The following is an 18,044-nucleotide window of genomic DNA, read 5'->3' on the forward strand; positions in this document are numbered from 1 at the left end:
CCCCCCATCGCGCAAGGCGCGATTCCCCCCGAGGTTATTTTCAGCCAGATGAAGCTGCGGATCACAATCAACCGAGTGTGGCGATCAACAAAACAGCAGCTGCGCCGACAAAAGCGCCGATAGCGGCGGGCAATACTTTTTGCATCAGTCCGGGATTATCCGGCTCATCTTTGTGTGTCTGCGCAATCAATGCATCTTCGACCAGTGTCGGCAGTCGTGGGCCAAAGCGCGCCAGAACCAAAGCTGTTTTGGCAAAGTCACGAAGCGCGGCGCGCGGGCCGATGGATTGTTTGATGTAATCTTCGACCACGGGGCGGGCAACTTCCCAGATATTGATGTGGTCATCCAGAGACCGGGCTACGCCTTCAACCACGACCATCGTGCGCTGAAGAAGGATCAGCTCGGTTCGGGTTTCCATGCCAAAACGCTCTGTCACTTCGAACAGATAGCTTAGCAAACGGCCCATCGAAATATGCGAGGCATCCATACCGAAGATGGGCTCACCAACCGCACGCAGGGCGCGGGCGAATTCATCGACGTCCTGGTGTGCAGGAACGTAACCGGCTTCGAAATGCACTTCGGCTACGCGCTTGTAGTCGCGGCGGATGAAACCGAACAGAATCTCGGCGTAGACCCGGCGCGTGTATTCGTCGATATGGCCCATGATACCGTAATCATAAGCGATGATATCACCGTTGGCGGCGACCTTGAGGTTGCCCTGATGCATATCGGCGTGGAAATAGCCGTCGCGCAGGGCGTGAAGAAGGAACAGGCGCAGCACACGTTCAGCCAGATCGCGGCGATCGTGGCCAGCGGCGTCCAGTGCGTCATTTTCACCCAATGGAACACCGTCGGCCCAGCTGAGTGTCATCACGCGCCGTGCCGACAGTGACCACAATATAGGCGGCAGCCAGAACCCTTTGTCGTCTTTTGTGTTGGCCGCATATTCCGAGGCAGCAGCGCTTTCCAGACGCAGATCCAGTTCACCCCGTACAACGCCATCGAAATGTTCAATGACCTCCATCGGACGCAATCGGCGAGCACCGGGCGCAAACAAATCGACTATGCGAGCGGCGAAATAAAACGCGTCCACGTCCTTGCGAAATGCGCGCTCGATCCCTGGGCGCAGAACTTTGACGGCGACATCCTCGCCCGTGCTAACAAGTTTGGCTTTGTGGACCTGAGCAATGGACGCGGCTGCAATGGGTTCACTGAAATCGCAGAATATCTCGGCAACAGGCTGCCCCAGTTCCTTTTCCACTTCGGCCAAAGCCACGGCTTTCGAGAACGGCGGCAGCTTGTCCTGCAAAACACGAAGTTGCACAGCCAGTTCATCGCCTACTACATCCGGGCGCGTCGAAAGCACCTGACCAAACTTGATGTAGGCCGGGCCCAAAGCGGTGAGTGCACGTGTTGCAGGCGGCATTTCCGGGTCGCCCTTGTAACCCAGCCACCAAAACGGTTTGCCTAGAGCGTGGGCAAGAAACCGGATAGCCCTTGGCGCCTCGAACGCGTCGAGGACCACGTTCATGGCACCGGTGCGCTCAAGCGTTGCGCCTGTACGGATCAGGCGGATGATGTTGTGGGGACCACGCATGCGTCAGATCTTCCAGCCGGAATGCAGCGCGGCGATACCCATGCTGAGATTGCGGAATTTCGCGTTTTCGAAGCCAGCAGTTCGGACCATGTTCAGGAAGGTTTCCTGATCGGGGAACTTGCGGATCGACTCCACCAGATACTGATAGCTGTCGTAATCATTCGCGATCAGCTTTCCCATGCGTGGGATGACATTGAAGCTGTAGAGGTCATAGAGCTTCTGCAGCCCGTCATTGGGAAGCTGACTGAACTCCAGTACCATCAGGCGGCCACCGGGTTTCAGCACGCGAAAGGCTTCGTTCAGGGCCTCTTGCGGGCGGGTCACGTTCCGGATGCCGAAAGAAATCGTGTAGACGTCAAAGGTGTTGTCTTCGAATGGCAGGGCCATGGCATCGCCCACCACCCAGTTCAGGCTGTCGGCCATCTGGTCGGCTTCCGCGCGTTGTCGGCCTTCGATCAGCATGGGTTCTGTCAGATCAAGAACTGTGGCATGGCCATAGCCTGCACGTTTCAGAAAGCGAAAGGAAATGTCACCGGTTCCGCCTGCAACATCCAGCAAACGCTGACCGGGGCGTGGTGCCAGCCAGTCCATCATCGCGTCTTTCCAGACCCGGTGGATACCCATCGACATGACATCGTTCATCACGTCATATTTCGAGGCGACAGAGTTGAACACGCCCTGCACGCGCCCGGCCTTGTCAGCCTCGCGTACGGTTTCGAACCCGAAATGAGTGGTGTTGTCGCTGTTGTCGGACATAAGCCTTGCCGTTTGTCGAATTTCGCTTCTGTTATAGGGCTCTGGAAGCGGGGCACAATGCGGCCCTTTGGAATAGGAGCCCTGTAATGCCAGAATTGCCCGAGGTCGAGACAGTAAGACGGGGTCTTGCTCCCGCGATGGAGGGCATGGTGATAGAACGCGCCGATGTGAACCGCCCGGATCTTCGCTGGCCATTTCCCGAACGCATGGCAGAAAGACTGACCGGGCAGCGGGTGGATCGGTTAAGGCGGCGATCAAAATACATCCTGGCCGATCTCAGCAGTGGCGAGACCTTGTTGATACATCTGGGGATGTCGGGGCGAATGACGGTGTCAGGGGACCCACTGGGTCATTTCCTGCGCGAACATCCTGCCGCTGAGAAACATGACCATGTTGTTATTCACATGGCCAACGGGGCGCGTATCACCTTTAACGACCCACGCCGGTTCGGGGCGATGGACCTACTGCCTACAGCCACGGCCGAAGATCACAAGCTTCTGGCGGTTCTGGGACCAGAGCCCTTGGGTAATGATTTCCATGAGCAACACCTGATTGAAGCATTCAAAGGCAAGAATACCCCTGTCAAATCAGCTCTGCTGGATCAGGGAATCGTTGCCGGATTGGGGAATATCTATGTTTGCGAAGCGCTTTATCGCGGCAAGGTGTCGCCACGTCGCAAAGCAGGGCAAATATCTGCGGCACGTGTCGCATCGCTGGTTCCCATCATTCGGAGGGTGTTGCACGACGCGATCGAAGCAGGCGGATCATCCCTGCGGGATTTCCGCCAAGCTGATGGAGAACTTGGATATTTTCAGCACAGCTTTGATGTCTACGGTCGCGAAGGAAAGCCCTGCCGCACCGAAGGTTGCACTGGTCTGATCCAGAGAATCACCCAGTCCGGTCGCTCATCCTTCTACTGTGCGCAATGCCAAAGATAGCTTGATCCAGAGAATTCGCGTGGTAAGGACTCGTAACTGAACGGAACAACCGGAAGCTTTTTTCTCATGGCTTTTGAGACGATCATCGTCGAAATCGAAGACCACGTCGCCCTAATCAAACTCGACAGACCGGATGCGTTGAATGCGCTGAACTCCCAGTTGCTGGGTGAGTTGTGTACCGCGCTGGAAGAGGCGGACAGCAACGATAAGGTGCGTTGCATCGTCATCACCGGATCGGACAAGGCCTTTGCCGCAGGCGCGGACATCAGGGAAATGTCCGAGATGAGCTTTGTCGATGTCTACACCACCAACCTTTTTGCTGATGCAAACAACCGGGTTTTGGCGATTCGCAAACCGATCATCGCCGCGGTTGCGGGCTATGCTCTGGGTGGGGGATGCGAGTTGGCAATGCTTTGCGATTTCATCATTGCGGCGGACACTGCAAAATTCGGCCAGCCTGAAATCAACCTTGGCGTCATAGCCGGGTTGGGCGGCACCCAGCGTTTGACGCGCTTTGTCGGCAAGTCCAAGGCGATGGACATGAACCTGACTGGTCGGTTTATGGACGCGGACGAAGCCGAGCGCGCTGGTTTGGTCAGCCGGGTCGTACCGGCCAAGAAGCTGATCGAGGAAGCCGTCGGTGCGGCGCAAAAAATAGCCGAGAAATCGGCACTGACGGCAGCGGCGGCAAAAGAAGCGGTCAATCGCAGTTACGAGCTTCCGCTGAGTGAAGGAATGCTGTTTGAGCGTCGCGTCTTCCATTCCATGTTTGCCACCGAGGACCAGAAAGAGGGCATGGCGGCGTTTCTTGAAAAGCGGGCTGCGCAGTTTCGCGACAAATAAAACGCAAGAGATTAATGAACGGCGGGCTATGCCCGCCTTTTCTTTACCCGGTTTGTGAGCCCCAAGAATCGGCTTGGCAATCCTTGAAATGTTCGGTATTGAGCGCCGCAATACATGCGCGTGCGGCCCGCTTGGCCCGACTCACACTCGTGATTTCTGATCCGGTGCGGATATATCCGTGGCGCGCAACCCTTGATAACCGTACCGAACGAAGGTCAGAGACACATGGCAAATTCGCCCCAGGCAAAGAAACGCGCCCGTCAGAACGAAAAGCGTTTCGCTGTTAACAAAGCGCGTCGTTCGCGCATCCGCACCTATCTGCGTAAAGTCGAAGAAGCGATTGCATCCGGTGACAAAGATGCGGCAACCGCAGCACTGCGCGCCGCCCAGCCCGAGCTGATGCGCGGCGTCACCAAAGGCGTGTTCCACAAGAACACTGCTGCGCGTAAAATGTCGCGCCTGTCGGCACGGGTCAAAGCTCTGGGCTAAAGTCCGCGGGTTACCTAAGGTCAAGTCAGCAAGGCTGAACTAATGTCAAAGGCGCTGCGCATTGCGGCGCCATTTTTCGTGTTGCCGGAATACCGCGCCTTCACGAAACCGAGAGATTCTTTCGACCAAAGACCCGAGTCAATATCAGAGTTTCGTTGCCGCGCCCCATTTCAAGTTGCTACCACTGATGTCAGCGATTCACTCGCTTGGGGGGACAGGCTGTTTACTCGATCGGACTGACGGGCATCAGATCGATCAGGAAACATTCGTCGACGACTGGCGCAAGCTGGGCTGCCGATTTGCCGCGAAGTCCGGGTTATCCGGGATTCTCGGCCCTGTCTGAAAATTGAGATTGTGACGTGCAGCCCGAGTTTCGGGACGCTCATTTATTGTTGAGCGTCGAAAATCCGGGTGCACCGAACTTTCAGGGGCAATCCCGCCAAACCATTGGGTTTGGCGATAGGTTCCCTTTGGGCGTGTGAATACAAGACCGGGCAACCGGCTTCGTATGATAAGGCCGACAGGCCAATAAGAATGGGATGCGTGAGGCGCTGAATGACACAAGAGAAATGGGGACTACTGCGTAACAAATTGCTGAAGGCTGTCGGTCGGAATAATTACACCACATGGATCGAGCCTCTGGAATTTAAAGAGCTGCAGGATGGTGTGGCGGTTTTTTCCGTGCCAACGAACTTTATGGGGAATTACGTCAGCCAGAATTTTGCGGACCTTATCTTGTACGAGCTGAATACGGCTGGGGAAACCGTTCAGCGTCTGGACTTTCGTGTTGCCGCCAACTCGCCCGCACGTCCCAAGCCCGCAGCCAAGGTGGTCGCCGAAACTCGGCCAGAGCCGGTACCCACAGTCGCTACGGATAGTGCGCAGAACGCTTTGGAGTCGTTGCAGGCCGCGCCGCTGGATTCGCGGTTCACCTTTGACAGTTTCGTGGTGGGCAAACCCAACGAGCTGGCCCATGCTGCCGCGCGCCGCGTGTCCGAAGGTGGCCCGGTCACATTCAACCCGCTTGTTCTATACGGCGGAGTGGGTCTGGGTAAGACCCACCTGATGCACGCCATTGCCTGGGAACTGAAAACCAAACATCCGGAACTGAATGTCCTGTACCTGTCAGCCGAACAGTTCATGTATCGCTTCGTGCAGGCCCTGCGGGAACGCCGGATGATGGATTTCAAGCATTTGTTCCGTTCGGTCGATGTGCTGATGGTCGACGACGTGCAGTTCATCGCCGGAAAGGATTCTACTCAGGAAGAGTTTTTCCATACGTTCAATGCGCTGGTGGATCAGAACAAGCAGATCATCATTTCGGCCGACCGCGCCCCGGGCGAAATCAAGGACCTGGAAGATCGTGTAAAGTCGCGCCTGCAATGTGGTCTGGTCGTTGACCTGCATCCGACCGACTATGAATTGCGCCTGGGCATTCTGCAAAACAAGGTCCAGCAATACAGCAGCTCCTATCCTGACCTGACGATTGCGGATGGCGTTCTTGAATTTCTGGCCCATCGAATCTCAACCAATGTCCGCGTGCTGGAAGGTGCTCTGACACGTCTGTTTGCCTTTGCCTCGCTGGTTGGGCGCGAGATTGACATGGAGCTGACGCAGGATTGTCTGGCAGATGTCCTGCGCGCATCCGAGCGCAAGATCACGGTTGAAGAAATCCAGCGGAAAGTATCCGAATACTATAACATCCGCATGTCCGATATCATCGGTCCCAAGCGCCTGCGATCCTACGCGCGCCCCCGTCAGGTGGCGATGTATCTGTGCAAGCAGCTGACCAGCCGATCGCTGCCAGAGATCGGCCGTCGGTTCGGCGGGCGCGACCACACCACGGTCATGCATGGCGTCAAGCGCATTGAAGAGCTGAAACTGACCGATGGCCAGATCGCTGAAGATGTGGAGATGCTGCGTCGGTCTCTCGAAGCCTGAACTGGGCCAGCGGTGCTATGAAACGCTCCGGGCTTCTGCGCCGGGGCGTTTTTTGTGCGTAATAATCCACGGTTGCACCAGAACTGAGGCCCGTGGGGCACGCCGCGCTTGACGGTTGGTGCATTCCGACCCAGAAATCCGTAAAAAATCCTTGTGCCTCGGGGTGGAACCGCTAACGTGCCAGTCCCGCCCATGTCGGTACGCAAGTCAGAGGAATTGAGGGTATGAAGATCAGCATTGAACGCGGCACCCTTCTTAAGGCCGTTTCGCAGGCCCAGTCCGTTGTAGAACGTCGCAATACCATTCCCATACTTGCCAATGTCCTGATCGAGGCCGAAGGCGATCAGGTCCAGTTCCGTGCCACCGATCTGGATATCGAAGTGGTCGATAAGGCACCCGCACAGGTCGAAAAGGCAGGCGCGACGACCGTTGCGGCAACAACCCTGCATGAGATTGTGCGCAAACTGCCCGACGGTGCGCTGGTGACACTGACCTCTGACAGCGCCGCTGGACGGCTGACAGTTGAAGCGGGGCGGTCGAATTTTTCGCTGGCGACACTGCCGAAGGAAGATTTTCCGGTGATGGCATCGTCTGAGTATCAATCGAATTTCACCGCTTCGGCGGCATTGCTGCGCCGGTTGTTTGACAAGTCGAAATTCGCCATCTCGACCGAAGAGACCCGGTACTATCTGAACGGTGTCTACATGCATGTGGCAGATGGGTCCGAGGGTGGAAAAGTGTTGCGTTGTGTGGCCACCGATGGCCACCGGCTTGCGAGGATCGACGCAGATTTGCCGGATGGCGCGGCGGATATGCCGGGCGTGATCGTGCCCCGCAAAACAGTGGGCGAGTTGCGCAAGCTGCTGGATGATGACGAGATGGATATCGCCGTTTCGGTCAGTGAAACCAAGGTACGCTTTGCCACGCCGGATATCACGCTGACGTCGAAGGTTATTGACGGCACCTTCCCCGACTACACACGTGTGATCCCGCAAGGAAACACCCGCAAGCTTGAAGTGGATGCTGCTGAATTCGCGCAAGCTGTGGACCGCGTGGCAACTGTTTCGTCGGAGCGATCGCGGGCAGTGAAGTTGCAATTGGAAGGCGACAAGCTGATCTTGTCGGTGAATGCACCCGACAGTGGCGCCGCCGAGGAAGAATTGGCTGTCGCTTACGGGGATGAGCGGTTGGAGATCGGGTTCAACGCCAAATACCTGTTGGAGATTGCGTCTCAGGTGGATCGTGAGAATGCAGTTTTCCTGTTCAACTCGGCTGGTGACCCGACATTGATGCGCGAAGGCAACGACCAGAGTGCTGTATACGTCGTCATGCCGATGCGCGTCTGATCGCGCGGACGCGCGATGCCTCCGGCGGGAGTAATTTTGAAAAGATGAAGGGAGGGGTCATGGGATTGGCCCTGACCGAGCTTACGGTCTCGCATTTTCGATCTCATAAGCTGGCGCGGTTGTCTCTGGACGGACGTCCCGTTGCTATTCACGGGCCAAATGGGGCCGGGAAGACCAATCTTCTTGAAGCGGTGTCGTTGTTTTCACCCGGTCGCGGAATGCGGCGGGCGAGTGCAGCCGAGATGACCCGACGGCCCGAGGCGTTGGGTTGGAAACTGTCCGGGTTGCTGGACGCTCAGGGGCAGCGGTTTGAGATCGAAACCTGGTCCGAGGGCGGCGCAGCGCGACAGGTGCGAATTGATGGCAAGTCGGCGACGCAGATCGATCTGGGGAAACTTGCGCGAGTTGTCTGGCTGACCCCGTCAATGGACCGTCTGTGGATTGAAGGGGCGGAAGGGCGTCGGCGGTTTCTGGACCGTATCGCGCTGAGTTTTGACCCAGCCCACGCTGAAGCATCGCTGATCTATGAAAAAGCGATGCGCGAACGTAACCGTTTGCTGAAAGAGCAGGTCAGGGATGCGCATTGGTACGCCGCGCTTGAAGGGCAGTTGGCCGAGACGGGGCACCGCATCCATACCGCGCGGTTAAGGTCGCTGGATCTTCTGCGGGCAGCGCAGGACAGGGCGGAAACGGTCTTTCCTTCGGCCGAGCTGGAGTTGGTGCAAACCGAAGGCGCAATGCCCGAGACGGCGGAAGATTTGCGAGACGCGTTGGGCGAGAGCCGGTTCAGGGATCTGGCAGCGGGCCGGACCCTGGTGGGGCCGCATCGGTCCGACCTGTATGGTGTGTTCGCGGCCAAGGGCGTGCCGGCAAGGGAGTGTTCCACTGGTGAGCAGAAAGCGCTCTTGGTGTCGCTGATCCTATCCAATGCGCGGGCGCTGGCGGCAATGCTGGGCGCACCTCCGATCGTTCTGCTGGATGAAGTGGCCGCGCATCTGGATGCTGGGCGGCGTGCAGCGCTTTATGACGAGATTTGCGCGCTGGGCGCTCAGGCCTGGATGACGGGCACCGGGCCTGAACTGTTTGCGGAAATGGGCGACCGGGCCCAGACGCTGATCGTTACCGAAAGCGATGAGGGTTCGGTCGTGACTGCTTAGGCCGGTTCGCTGACTTTACGTTCCCACAGAAAACCGCGCATAACCTCGTCCACCGGGGTTTTGGCCATGTGGTTAACGTAGTTCGACATGGTTTTCTGGGCCAGACCCAGCACGACATCCAGAACCGCGCGATGGGAATAGCCCGCATCAAAGAACGCCTGAAGCTGATCTTCGGTCGGGTTGCCGCGGGTTTCCATCACTTGCAGGGTGAAGGTGCGCAGTGCTTCGAGTTTGGCTGAAGGCAGCGGGGTTTCATTGCGCAGGGCGTCCGAGATCTCATCCGATATCTTCATCATCTTGGCGATACCGGTGTGGGCGGGCACGCAGTAGTGGCACTCGTTTTCCACATTGATGGTCTGCCAGACGACGGTTTTCTCATCATTGTCGAAATCGGTTTTCAGGAACAGGCCGTGCAAAATCTGGTAGCCTTCCAGATGTTGAGGGCTTTCGGCCATGACCTTATGCAGGCCGGGCAAGCGACCAAAAGCGGCCTGAGACTTTTGCAGCAGCGGTTTGGACGCTTCAGGCGCGGTTTCGAGGTCGTGAGACGGGAAATTGGCCATGTCGGAACTCCTGTTTCTGGCGCGATGGGTCGTATTTAGGGTTTCTTGAGTGATCGCTCAAGTATATATTTGAGTGAACGTTCAAGAATTGGTGATGCTGATGCCCCGCAAACCCGCATACGATCGTGACGTGTTGATCACGAAGGCGAAGGATATCTTCTGGCGTCAGGGCTGGGCTGGTACGTCGCTGAAGGATCTGGAGCGGGAACTGAGGCTGAAGCCCGGCAGTTTTTATGCGGCGTTCGGGTCGAAAGATGCGCTCTATGCGCTGACGCTGGAGAGCTATACGCAAGAAGGTTTGGCGCGCCTAAAGGCCCTGGCTGAGAGACTGGGTCCGAAAGAGGCGCTGAAAGCACAGCCCCGATTGGTGATCGAAGCGGCCGAGACCCCGGCAAAGGCCTGCATGTTGGCAAAGACATATGCCGAGTTGAAGGCGAAGGATCATGTCCTTGCGGATCAGGCGGCGCATTACATGGCGGAAATGAAAGACTGTTTCGCTGATCTGTTTCGCAAGGCTCAGGATGCCGGTGAAATCGGGGCGGGACGTGATCCGGATCGTTTGGCGGCCAGGTATCAGTCAGACATTCTGGGGCTGCGCTTGTCCGCTGAACGCACAGACGTTGATGCGGCGCAAATTGCAGCGGATATCGCGTCTGATATCGATCGTTTGTGAGCCCCTTTCGGGGCGGCAAAAAACGATCCGGAAAACCACAAAATATTGGGGGATGGCGTGACAATCCCTACCAGAAAACGTATAAGTTACCAAAATAATATAGGTACTGACTGAATGTCCGAAGACGCACAGGCCCCTCAAGAATACGGCGCAGATTCCATCAAGGTTCTCAAAGGCTTGGAGGCCGTTCGCAAACGCCCCGGCATGTATATCGGGGACACGGATGATGGCTCGGGTCTGCACCATATGGTGTATGAGGTTGTCGACAACGGGATTGACGAGGCTTTGGCCGGTCATGCCGACCATGTGACGGTGAAAATTCACGCCGATTCCAGTGTTTCGGTCAGCGACAATGGGCGCGGTATTCCGGTGGACATCCACCCGGAAGAAGGCGTGTCGGCGGCCGAGGTCATCATGACCCAACTGCACGCTGGCGGAAAATTCGACAGCAATTCGTACAAGGTGTCGGGCGGCTTGCACGGTGTGGGTGTTTCCGTGGTGAACGCGCTTTCGGATTGGTTGGAACTGCGTGTCTGGCGCAATGGCAAAGAGCATGTCGCGCGGTTTGAAGGTGGCGAAACCGCTGAGCACCTGAAGGTTGTCGGTGAATGCGGAGACCGGACAGGAACAGAAGTGCGGTTTCTGGCTTCGACCGATACATTCTCGAACCTCGAATACTCATTCGAGACATTGGAAAAACGCCTGCGCGAACTGGCTTTCCTGAATTCGGGCGTGCGGATCATCCTGATTGACGAGCGTCCGGCGGAGCGGCTGGAAACCGAGTTGTTCTATGAAGGTGGGGTCAAGGAATTCGTCAAGTACCTCGACCGGTCCAAAACCCCCGCCATGTCCGAGCCGATCTATATCAAGGGCGAGCGCGACGATATCGGCGTGGAAATCGCAATGTGGTGGAATGACAGCTATCACGAATCTGTCCTGCCCTTTACCAACAATATACCTCAGCGCGATGGCGGTACCCATGTGGCGGGTTTCCGAGGTGCCCTGACCCGGACGATCAACAACTACGCGCAGTCCAGCGGGATCGCGAAAAAGGAAAAGGTCAGCTTTACCGGTGATGACGCGCGCGAAGGTCTGACCTGTGTGCTGTCGGTCAAAGTGCCTGATCCGAAATTCTCGTCACAGACCAAAGACAAGCTGGTCAGTTCCGAGGTTCGTCCGGCGGTCGAAGGTCTGATGAACGAAAAACTTGCCGAGTGGTTTGAAGAAAACCCGACTGAGGCCAAGGCGATCGTCGGCAAGATCATCGAGGCTGCGCTGGCACGCGAGGCCGCGCGCAAGGCGCGTGAACTGACCCGCCGCAAAACGGCGATGGATGTGAACTATCTGGCGGGCAAGCTGAAAGATTGTTCCGAAAAAGACCCCTCCAAAACCGAAGTCTTCCTTGTTGAGGGGGATTCAGCCGGAGGGTCGGCGCAAACGGGCCGTGACCGGCTGACTCAGGCGGTTCTGCCGCTGCGCGGTAAGATCCTGAACGTGGAACGCGCGCGGTTTGACCGGATGTTGTCCTCGCAAGAGATCGGCAATCTTGTCATGGCGCTGGGTACCGGTATTGGCCGTGATGAGTTCAACATTGAAAAGCTGCGTTACCACAAAATCGTCATCATGACCGATGCGGATGTGGACGGCGCGCATATCCGAACCCTGCTGCTGACGTTCTTCTACCGGCAAATGCCCGAGTTGATCGAAGGTGGATATCTCTATATCGCGCAGCCGCCGCTTTATAAGGTTTCGCGCGGTAAATCAGAGGTTTATCTGAAAGATCAGGCGGCACTGGACGATTATCTCGTTAATCAGGGGATCGAGGGCGCCGTGCTGAAACTGGGATCGGGCGAAGAGATCATTGGTCAGGATCTGGCCCGCGTGGTGGACGAAGCGCGACAGTTGAAACGCGTTCTGGACGCCTTCCCGACGCACTACCCGCGCCACATTCTGGAACAGGCCGCTGTTGCCGGTGCCTTTGTGCCGGGTGCGGTGGACGCCGATCTGCAAGGGGTGGCTGACAAGGTTGCCGCCCGTCTGGACCTGATCGCGTTGGAGTATGAGCGTGGCTGGCAGGGCCGGATCACGCAGGATCACGGAATTCGGCTGGCCCGCATTCTGCGTGGTGTCGAAGAGGTTCGCACCTTGGACGGCCCGATGCTGCGGTCGGGGGAGGCCCGCAAAACAGGCAGCTTCACGCAAAGCCTGCAAGAGGTCTACAACACCTCGGCCACGTTGATCCGCCGTGATCGTAGCCAATTGATCCACGGTCCGCTGGACCTGCTGCGCGCCATTCTGGAAGAAGGGGAAAAGGGCCTATCCCTACAGCGCTACAAAGGTCTGGGAGAGATGAACCCCGACCAGCTTTGGGAAACAACTTTGGACCCGCATGCACGCACGCTGCTTCAGGTGCGCGTAGACGATATGGTGGAAGCCGACGATCTGTTCACCAAGCTAATGGGTGATGTTGTCGAACCTCGTCGGGAATTTATCCAGAAAAACGCTTTGAGCGTCGAGAATCTGGATTTCTGACGGTGTAAAGACCGACGTGCTACCTGTTTGGGGCTGAAGTCGATCTGTGCAATTGCTGATCGAGCGATGTGCATCTTGGATGGCACTGGCCATGCTTCAACGTGCGGGCTCTGACCTATCAGTCGACGTAACGAAACTGTGGTAAAGCCTGCTCGGTTGCTTCTAACCTTTGCCTGGCGAGGTAGCGGCAGGAATGGTTGCGGCGGATGTTCAGCAAAGTACTAAAAATGACCGGCAGTGCGGTGGTTCTGGGCGGGGTAGCTTTGATTGGCTACCTTTGGTTCGCACCCCCGGATCTTTTGAAGGTTGGAACCAACTACGCTGCCAAGATTGTCTGTTCGAACGTTTTCATTGCTGGACGGGATCCTGACGAAGTTCTGGCTGTGGACGTGCAAGCACCCGGCCACCCTCTGCTGGGGCAAATCTCAATAGAGGTGGATCGGGAAGCGCAGACTGCGAAAGCGCGGATCTTCCGGTTTTTTGCACCCGCGACATCGCAGTTTCGTCAGGGGCTTGGCTGCACAAATGTTCATGAGGCTGATCTGAGCAACCAGACACTTTCCGCGCCTGATCCGCTGCCAGCAGGACTATGGCCAAACGGGAATGACGTTGCCTTGTCCCAAGACCCGAAGCTTCAGATTGTACTGTCGAATGACAGTTTGGTGGGTGAAGGATTTCGCGCAGTTGTGGTGGTTCGAAACGGGCGCATCATTGCTGAACGGTACGCAGATGGGTTTGATGCGGATACCCCGTTACTGGGCTGGTCCATGACCAAGACAGTTACGGCCGGGTTGATCGGCACCTTGATTGAAGCGGGTCAAATGAGCTTGTCAGATACGCTTGTCGACAGCTTTCCCGATTGGGTCGACGACGCAAGGCGCAACATTACCGTGGCTGATATGCTGGCGATGACAAGCGGGCTGCAATGGGATGAGGAATACGGCGACGTTTCAGACGTAACACGCATGCTGTATCTTCGTGACGGTATGGCCGAATTTGCTGCCGGGCGCGTTGCTGAATCCAGTATTGGAACGGACTTCAACTATTCCTCGGGCACGTCCACGATGCTGTCTCGGGTTTGGCAGGACAAGTTGGGCGACGGTGGGCTGAGCTATCCGCACAACGCGCTATTTGCGCCGATTGGCATTACATCGGCGGTTATCGAGACGGATGTCAGCGATACCTTCATCGGGTCCAGTTATATGTATGCGACGGCGCGTGACTGGGCCCGGTACGGGCAGCTTTTGCTGCAAAAAGGGGTTTGGAAAGGCTCTCGGATATTACCAGAAGGTTATGTGGACTGGATGTTCGAACCGGTTGATGCTTCGGATGGCAAATACGCCAAGGGCCACCTTTGGCTGGAAGCACCCGGAGATTTGCCACCTTTTGAAGATGCCGTCTGGTTGCAGGGGCATGATGGTCAGTCCATCGGTATTTTCCCCTCTCATGATATGGTGATTGTGCGATTGGGATTGACGCCATCCCGGCTGGGTTACTCATCCTTGCCGCTGGCCAAGGAACTGATTTCCGCATCCGGAAGCTAGCGTGCCAGGGTGCAAAAACCTGTTGGCCGCGACAGACAGATCACGCCTGACTGGCAAGTATTTCGACAAATACATCCTCGATCAGGACACAGGGTCGCAGGAGAGTGTCTTGCAAGTTGTAGGCATTTAGTATACCGCGGCATACAAAATTAAGGCGCTGGTTTGTTACCCGCCAGCGCACCAGCTAAATGGTCGGAACCGTCATGAGCCTATATACAGAATACCTGAACGAGATTGAGACGCGCAAAGAGCAAGGTTTGCACCCCAAACCCATTGAAGACGGTGTGCTGCTTCAGGAAATCATCGAACAAATCAAGGATGTGGACAACGTTCACCGCGCCGAGTCTTTGACCTATTTCATCTATAACACGCTGCCGGGGACAACCAGCGCAGCTGGTGAAAAGGCACAGTTCCTGAAAGAGATCATATTGGGTGAAGCCTCGGTCGAAGAAATCTCGCAGGCCTTCGCGTTCGAGCTGCTGTCACATATGAAAGGCGGCCCCTCGGTCGAGGTTCTGCTGGATCTGGCGCTGGGCGATGATGCGTCGATCGCAAATCAGGCGGCAGAGGTGCTGAAAACGCAGGTGTTCCTGTATGATGCGGATACCCAGCGCCTCAAGTCTGCTTTTGAGGCCGGAAACGCGATCGCAAAGGACATTCTGGAAAGCTATGCCAAGGCCGAGTTCTTTACCCGGCTGCCCGACATCGAAGAGGAAATCAAGGTTGTGACCTATGTCGCGGCCGAAGGAGACATTTCCACCGACCTTCTGTCGCCCGGCAATCAGGCGCATTCTCGTGCGGATCGGGAATTGCATGGCAAATGCATGATCACACCGGCGGCGCAGGCCGAGATTCAGGATTTGCAGAAACAACACCCGGACAAACGTGTCATGTTGGTCGCCGAAAAAGGGACCATGGGCGTCGGGTCCTCGCGCATGTCCGGCGTCAACAACGTCGCCTTGTGGACCGGAACGCAAGCCAGCCCTTATGTTCCCTTTGTGAACATCGCACCAGTTGTCGCGGGAACAAACGGAATCTCACCGATCTTCCTGACCACCGTTGGCGTGACCGGAGGTATCGGTATTGACCTGAAGAACTGGGTTAAAAAGCTGGATGACGACGGCAACCCGATCCTGAACAACGACGAAAGTCCTGTCCTTGAACAGAAATATTCGGTCGAGACCGGAACCGTTCTGACCATCAACACAAAGGACAAGAAGCTTTACAACGAAGCAGGCGATAAAGAGCTTGTCGATGTATCGTCGTCCTTCACGCCGCAAAAGGTCGAATTCATCAAGGCTGGCGGCTCTTACGCGATTGTCTTTGGTAAGAAGCTGCAGACATTTGCGGCCGAAACCCTTGGCGTTGCGCTGGAATCTGCATTTGCTCCGTCCAGGGAAATCTCGCACGAGGGTCAGGGCCTGACAGCTGTCGAGAAGATCTTCAACAAAAACGCGGTTGGTGTGGCTGACGGAAAGGTTCTGCACGCGGGCTCGGATGCTCGGGTTAAGGTCAATATCGTTGGGTCGCAAGACACCACCGGCCTGATGACCGCGCAGGAACTGGAAGCCATGGCGGCAACCGTGATCTCGCCCATCGTTGATGGCGCATATCAGTCCGGGTGCCACACAGCGTCGGTTTGGGATGCAAAGGCGCAGGCGAACATTCCCAAACTAATGAAATTCATGAACAACTTTGGCCTGATCACTGCGCGTGATCCCGAGGGTGTTTATCATTCGATGACAGACGTAATCCACAAGGTGCTGAATGACATCACCGTGGATGACTGGGCCATCATCATTGGCGGCGACTCGCACACCCGCATGTCCAAGGGCGTAGCGTTTGGCGCGGATTCGGGCACCGTTGCGCTGGCGCTGGCGACCGGTGAAGCCACGATGCCGATCCCTGAATCGGTTAAGGTGACCTTCAAAGGCCAGATGGCAGACCATATGGATTTCCGCGATGTGGTTCACGCCACCCAGTCGCAGATGTTAAAGACATTCGGTGACAACGTCTTCCAGGGCCGGATCATCGAAGTTCATATCGGCACCTTGCTGGCGGATCAGGCGTTCACCTTTACCGACTGGACGGCCGAGATGAAGGCCAAGGCCTCAATTTGTATTTCCGAAGATGACACGCTGATTGAATCTCTGGAGATCGCCAAAGGCCGCATCCAGATCATGATCGACAAGGGCATGGAGAACGAAGCCCAGACGCTGCAAGGTCTGATTGACAAGGCGAATGCGCGGATCGCGGAAATCAGGTCGGGTGAAAAGCCGGCCCTGAAACCCGATGAGAACGCCAAGTATTTTGCCGAGCTCGTTGTTGATCTGGATGAGATCGACGAACCGATGATTGCCGATCCTGACGTGAACAATGCTGACGTATCAAAGCGTTACACCCACGACACAATCCGCCCGGTTTCCTACTACAAGGGTGAAAAGAAGGTCGATCTGGGCTTTGTCGGGTCGTGCATGGTGCACAAGGGCGATCTGATTATCGTCTCGCAGATGCTTAAGAACCTTGAAGAGGAACGGGGCACCGTCGAATTCAAGGCCCCGCTGGTTGTCGCAGCACCAACCTACAACATCATCGATGAACTGAAGGAAGAAGGCGAGTGGAGCATTCTTCAGAAATACTCGGGCTTTGAATTCGATGATCTGTTTCCGAAAAACAAAGCACGTACAGAATATGAAAATATCCTGTACCTTGAGCGGCCCGGCTGTAACCTTTGCATGGGGAACCAGGAAAAGGCTGCAAAAGGCGATACCGTTCTGGCGACATCCACGCGCCTGTTCCAAGGGCGTGTTGTCGAAGACTCGGATGAGAAAAAGGGTGAGTCCCTGCTGGCGTCGACGCCGGTTGTCGTGCTTTCGGCCATTTTGGGCCGGACCCCAACTGCCGAGGAATACAAGTCGGCGGTAAAGGGGATCGACTTGACCAAGTTCGCGCCGCCGATGGAAAAGCCTGCGTCCGCGAAATCTGCTCATTTCTGAAGACGCGTTTTGAATCTTGAAAGCCCGGCCGCTAGGAAATGGTGGCCGGGCTTTTCCAATTGAACGACACTCTCTGCCCTTCAACACCACGTCTTCGCAAGGATGGGTTATGGCCCGGACAGATCCGCTCAGGTTCCGTTTTGGTGGGCCTTGTCACAGAATGGGTAAAGGGCCGCGGGTCTTGGTCTGGCGAAGCACAAAGTTGCTGCGGGTGTCGCGGACCAGCCCTGATTTCAACAAGCGCTGCATGATGAAGACCTCAAGATCCTCGGGGGTTTTGGCATAAACTTTCAGGATAAAGTCGTGATCCCCGGTGATCGAGGCGCACTCAACAATTTGCGGCTCGGTCTCGATAAGACGAAGAAACGCCGAGATGCTGTTTTCCTGATGGTCTTTCAGTGCGACGTGGACATAGGCAATGGCATTCAGCCCGACAGCCTTGGCTGAAACCTGCGCGCGATATCCTGAAACCACCCCGGACGATTCAAGGTCACGGACGCGGCGCCAGCATTGCGACGCAGATAATCCGGTCCGGTCGGCAAGCTCCTGCATAGACAGACGCCCACTGGCCTGAAGCTCTCGCAAAATATCGATGTCGGCTGAGTGAAGCATTTGGGCCGCAAATCGCAGTATCTCGGAATGTATCATTCATAATACGGGCGAAAATCA

At 56.3% G+C, this 18,044-nt stretch carries 14 protein-coding genes; 10 read left to right on the forward strand and 4 right to left on the reverse strand.

What is annotated here, in order from left to right:
- Positions 1 to 67: 67 nt before the first annotated feature.
- Together ubiB and ubiE are read right to left on the reverse strand one after the other, a co-directional pair.
- The gene (gene ubiB / locus ACR0BZ_RS11820; protein WP_480920275.1) at positions 68 to 1,597 is read right to left on the reverse strand and encodes a 2-polyprenylphenol 6-hydroxylase; all 1,530 of its coding nucleotides are present in this window, start codon (positions 1,595 to 1,597) and stop codon (positions 68 to 70) included.
- A gap of 3 nt (positions 1,598 to 1,600) precedes the next feature.
- Positions 1,601 to 2,353, reverse strand: a complete 753-nt coding sequence (ubiE, locus tag ACR0BZ_RS11825) for a bifunctional demethylmenaquinone methyltransferase/2-methoxy-6-polyprenyl-1,4-benzoquinol methylase UbiE (protein ID WP_480900015.1) — start codon at positions 2,351 to 2,353, stop codon at positions 1,601 to 1,603.
- Between the two features lie 86 nt (positions 2,354 to 2,439).
- Here ubiE and mutM point away from each other — a divergent pair, with 86 nt between their 5' ends.
- The 6 genes from mutM (at position 2,440) to recF (ending at position 9,067) form a co-directional block, all read left to right on the forward strand.
- Complete coding sequence (gene mutM, locus ACR0BZ_RS11830) at positions 2,440 to 3,291, forward strand: bifunctional DNA-formamidopyrimidine glycosylase/DNA-(apurinic or apyrimidinic site) lyase (protein ID WP_480832902.1); 852 nt, start codon at positions 2,440 to 2,442, stop codon at positions 3,289 to 3,291.
- A 66-nt stretch (positions 3,292 to 3,357) separates the two neighbouring features.
- A complete protein-coding gene (locus tag ACR0BZ_RS11835) occupies positions 3,358 to 4,134 on the forward strand; it encodes an enoyl-CoA hydratase (RefSeq protein ID WP_267363125.1) in 777 nt (258 codons plus the stop codon).
- Between the two features lie 225 nt (positions 4,135 to 4,359).
- Positions 4,360 to 4,623: a 30S ribosomal protein S20 gene (rpsT, locus tag ACR0BZ_RS11840; protein WP_039541017.1), complete on the forward strand. Its 264-nt coding sequence runs from the start codon at positions 4,360 to 4,362 to the stop codon at positions 4,621 to 4,623.
- 555 nt (positions 4,624 to 5,178) lie between these two features.
- Positions 5,179 to 6,564: a chromosomal replication initiator protein DnaA gene (gene dnaA, locus ACR0BZ_RS11845; RefSeq protein ID WP_480587161.1), complete on the forward strand. Its 1,386-nt coding sequence runs from the start codon at positions 5,179 to 5,181 to the stop codon at positions 6,562 to 6,564.
- A gap of 224 nt (positions 6,565 to 6,788) precedes the next feature.
- Positions 6,789 to 7,910: a DNA polymerase III subunit beta gene (gene dnaN / locus ACR0BZ_RS11850; protein WP_480920276.1), complete on the forward strand. Its 1,122-nt coding sequence runs from the start codon at positions 6,789 to 6,791 to the stop codon at positions 7,908 to 7,910.
- A 59-nt stretch (positions 7,911 to 7,969) separates the two neighbouring features.
- On the forward strand, positions 7,970 to 9,067 hold the full coding sequence (recF, locus tag ACR0BZ_RS11855; RefSeq protein ID WP_480920277.1) for a DNA replication/repair protein RecF: 1,098 nt from the start codon (positions 7,970 to 7,972) through the stop codon (positions 9,065 to 9,067).
- Here the strand turns inward: recF and ACR0BZ_RS11860 are convergent.
- On the reverse strand, positions 9,064 to 9,630 hold the full coding sequence (locus ACR0BZ_RS11860; RefSeq protein WP_480920278.1) for a carboxymuconolactone decarboxylase family protein: 567 nt from the start codon (positions 9,628 to 9,630) through the stop codon (positions 9,064 to 9,066). The genes recF and ACR0BZ_RS11860 overlap by 4 nt on opposite strands.
- A gap of 100 nt (positions 9,631 to 9,730) precedes the next feature.
- Between ACR0BZ_RS11860 and ACR0BZ_RS11865 the strand changes: the two genes are divergently transcribed.
- From ACR0BZ_RS11865 to ACR0BZ_RS11880, 4 genes are all read left to right on the forward strand, one after another.
- Positions 9,731 to 10,303: a TetR/AcrR family transcriptional regulator gene (locus ACR0BZ_RS11865; RefSeq protein ID WP_480920292.1), complete on the forward strand. Its 573-nt coding sequence runs from the start codon at positions 9,731 to 9,733 to the stop codon at positions 10,301 to 10,303.
- Positions 10,304 to 10,417: 114 nt separating this feature from the next.
- Positions 10,418 to 12,835 (forward strand): DNA topoisomerase (ATP-hydrolyzing) subunit B, encoded by a 2,418-nt coding sequence (gene gyrB, locus ACR0BZ_RS11870; RefSeq protein ID WP_480587149.1) that lies wholly within the window; start codon positions 10,418 to 10,420, stop codon positions 12,833 to 12,835.
- A 206-nt stretch (positions 12,836 to 13,041) separates the two neighbouring features.
- Positions 13,042 to 14,379, forward strand: coding sequence for a serine hydrolase domain-containing protein (locus tag ACR0BZ_RS11875; protein ID WP_480920279.1), 1,338 nt, complete (start codon positions 13,042 to 13,044; stop codon positions 14,377 to 14,379).
- A 203-nt stretch (positions 14,380 to 14,582) separates the two neighbouring features.
- Entirely contained in the window at positions 14,583 to 17,375 is a 2,793-nt protein-coding gene (locus ACR0BZ_RS11880) for a bifunctional aconitate hydratase 2/2-methylisocitrate dehydratase (protein WP_480920280.1), read from the forward strand.
- Positions 17,376 to 17,528: 153 nt separating this feature from the next.
- On the opposite strand, the gene ACR0BZ_RS11885 is transcribed toward ACR0BZ_RS11880, so the two are convergent.
- Positions 17,529 to 17,987 carry an Lrp/AsnC family transcriptional regulator gene (locus ACR0BZ_RS11885; protein WP_480920281.1) on the reverse strand — a complete coding sequence of 153 codons (459 nt, stop codon included), beginning with the start codon at positions 17,985 to 17,987 and terminating at the stop codon, positions 17,529 to 17,531.
- Between the last annotated feature and the right edge of the window lie 57 nt (positions 17,988 to 18,044).

The organism is Ruegeria sp. P8 (assembly GCF_056534665.1).

Coding starts and splice junctions, on each gene's coding strand:
- recF (WP_480920277.1), top strand. CDS start 7,970: ATGGGATTGGCCCTGACCGAGCTTACGGTCTCGCATTTTCGATCTCAT.
- rpsT (WP_039541017.1), top strand. CDS start 4,360: ATGGCAAATTCGCCCCAGGCAAAGAAACGCGCCCGTCAGAACGAAAAG.
- ACR0BZ_RS11880 (WP_480920280.1), top strand. CDS start 14,583: ATGAGCCTATATACAGAATACCTGAACGAGATTGAGACGCGCAAAGAG.
- ACR0BZ_RS11885 (WP_480920281.1), bottom strand. CDS start 17,987: ATGCTTCACTCAGCCGACATCGATATTTTGCGAGAGCTTCAGGCCAGT.
- dnaN (WP_480920276.1), top strand. CDS start 6,789: ATGAAGATCAGCATTGAACGCGGCACCCTTCTTAAGGCCGTTTCGCAG.
- ubiB (WP_480920275.1), bottom strand. CDS start 1,597: ATGCGTGGTCCCCACAACATCATCCGCCTGATCCGTACAGGCGCAACG.
- ubiE (WP_480900015.1), bottom strand. CDS start 2,353: ATGTCCGACAACAGCGACAACACCACTCATTTCGGGTTCGAAACCGTA.
- ACR0BZ_RS11875 (WP_480920279.1), top strand. CDS start 13,042: ATGTTCAGCAAAGTACTAAAAATGACCGGCAGTGCGGTGGTTCTGGGC.
- mutM (WP_480832902.1), top strand. CDS start 2,440: ATGCCAGAATTGCCCGAGGTCGAGACAGTAAGACGGGGTCTTGCTCCC.
- gyrB (WP_480587149.1), top strand. CDS start 10,418: ATGTCCGAAGACGCACAGGCCCCTCAAGAATACGGCGCAGATTCCATC.
- ACR0BZ_RS11860 (WP_480920278.1), bottom strand. CDS start 9,630: ATGGCCAATTTCCCGTCTCACGACCTCGAAACCGCGCCTGAAGCGTCC.
- dnaA (WP_480587161.1), top strand. CDS start 5,179: ATGACACAAGAGAAATGGGGACTACTGCGTAACAAATTGCTGAAGGCT.
- ACR0BZ_RS11835 (WP_267363125.1), top strand. CDS start 3,358: ATGGCTTTTGAGACGATCATCGTCGAAATCGAAGACCACGTCGCCCTA.
- ACR0BZ_RS11865 (WP_480920292.1), top strand. CDS start 9,731: ATGCCCCGCAAACCCGCATACGATCGTGACGTGTTGATCACGAAGGCG.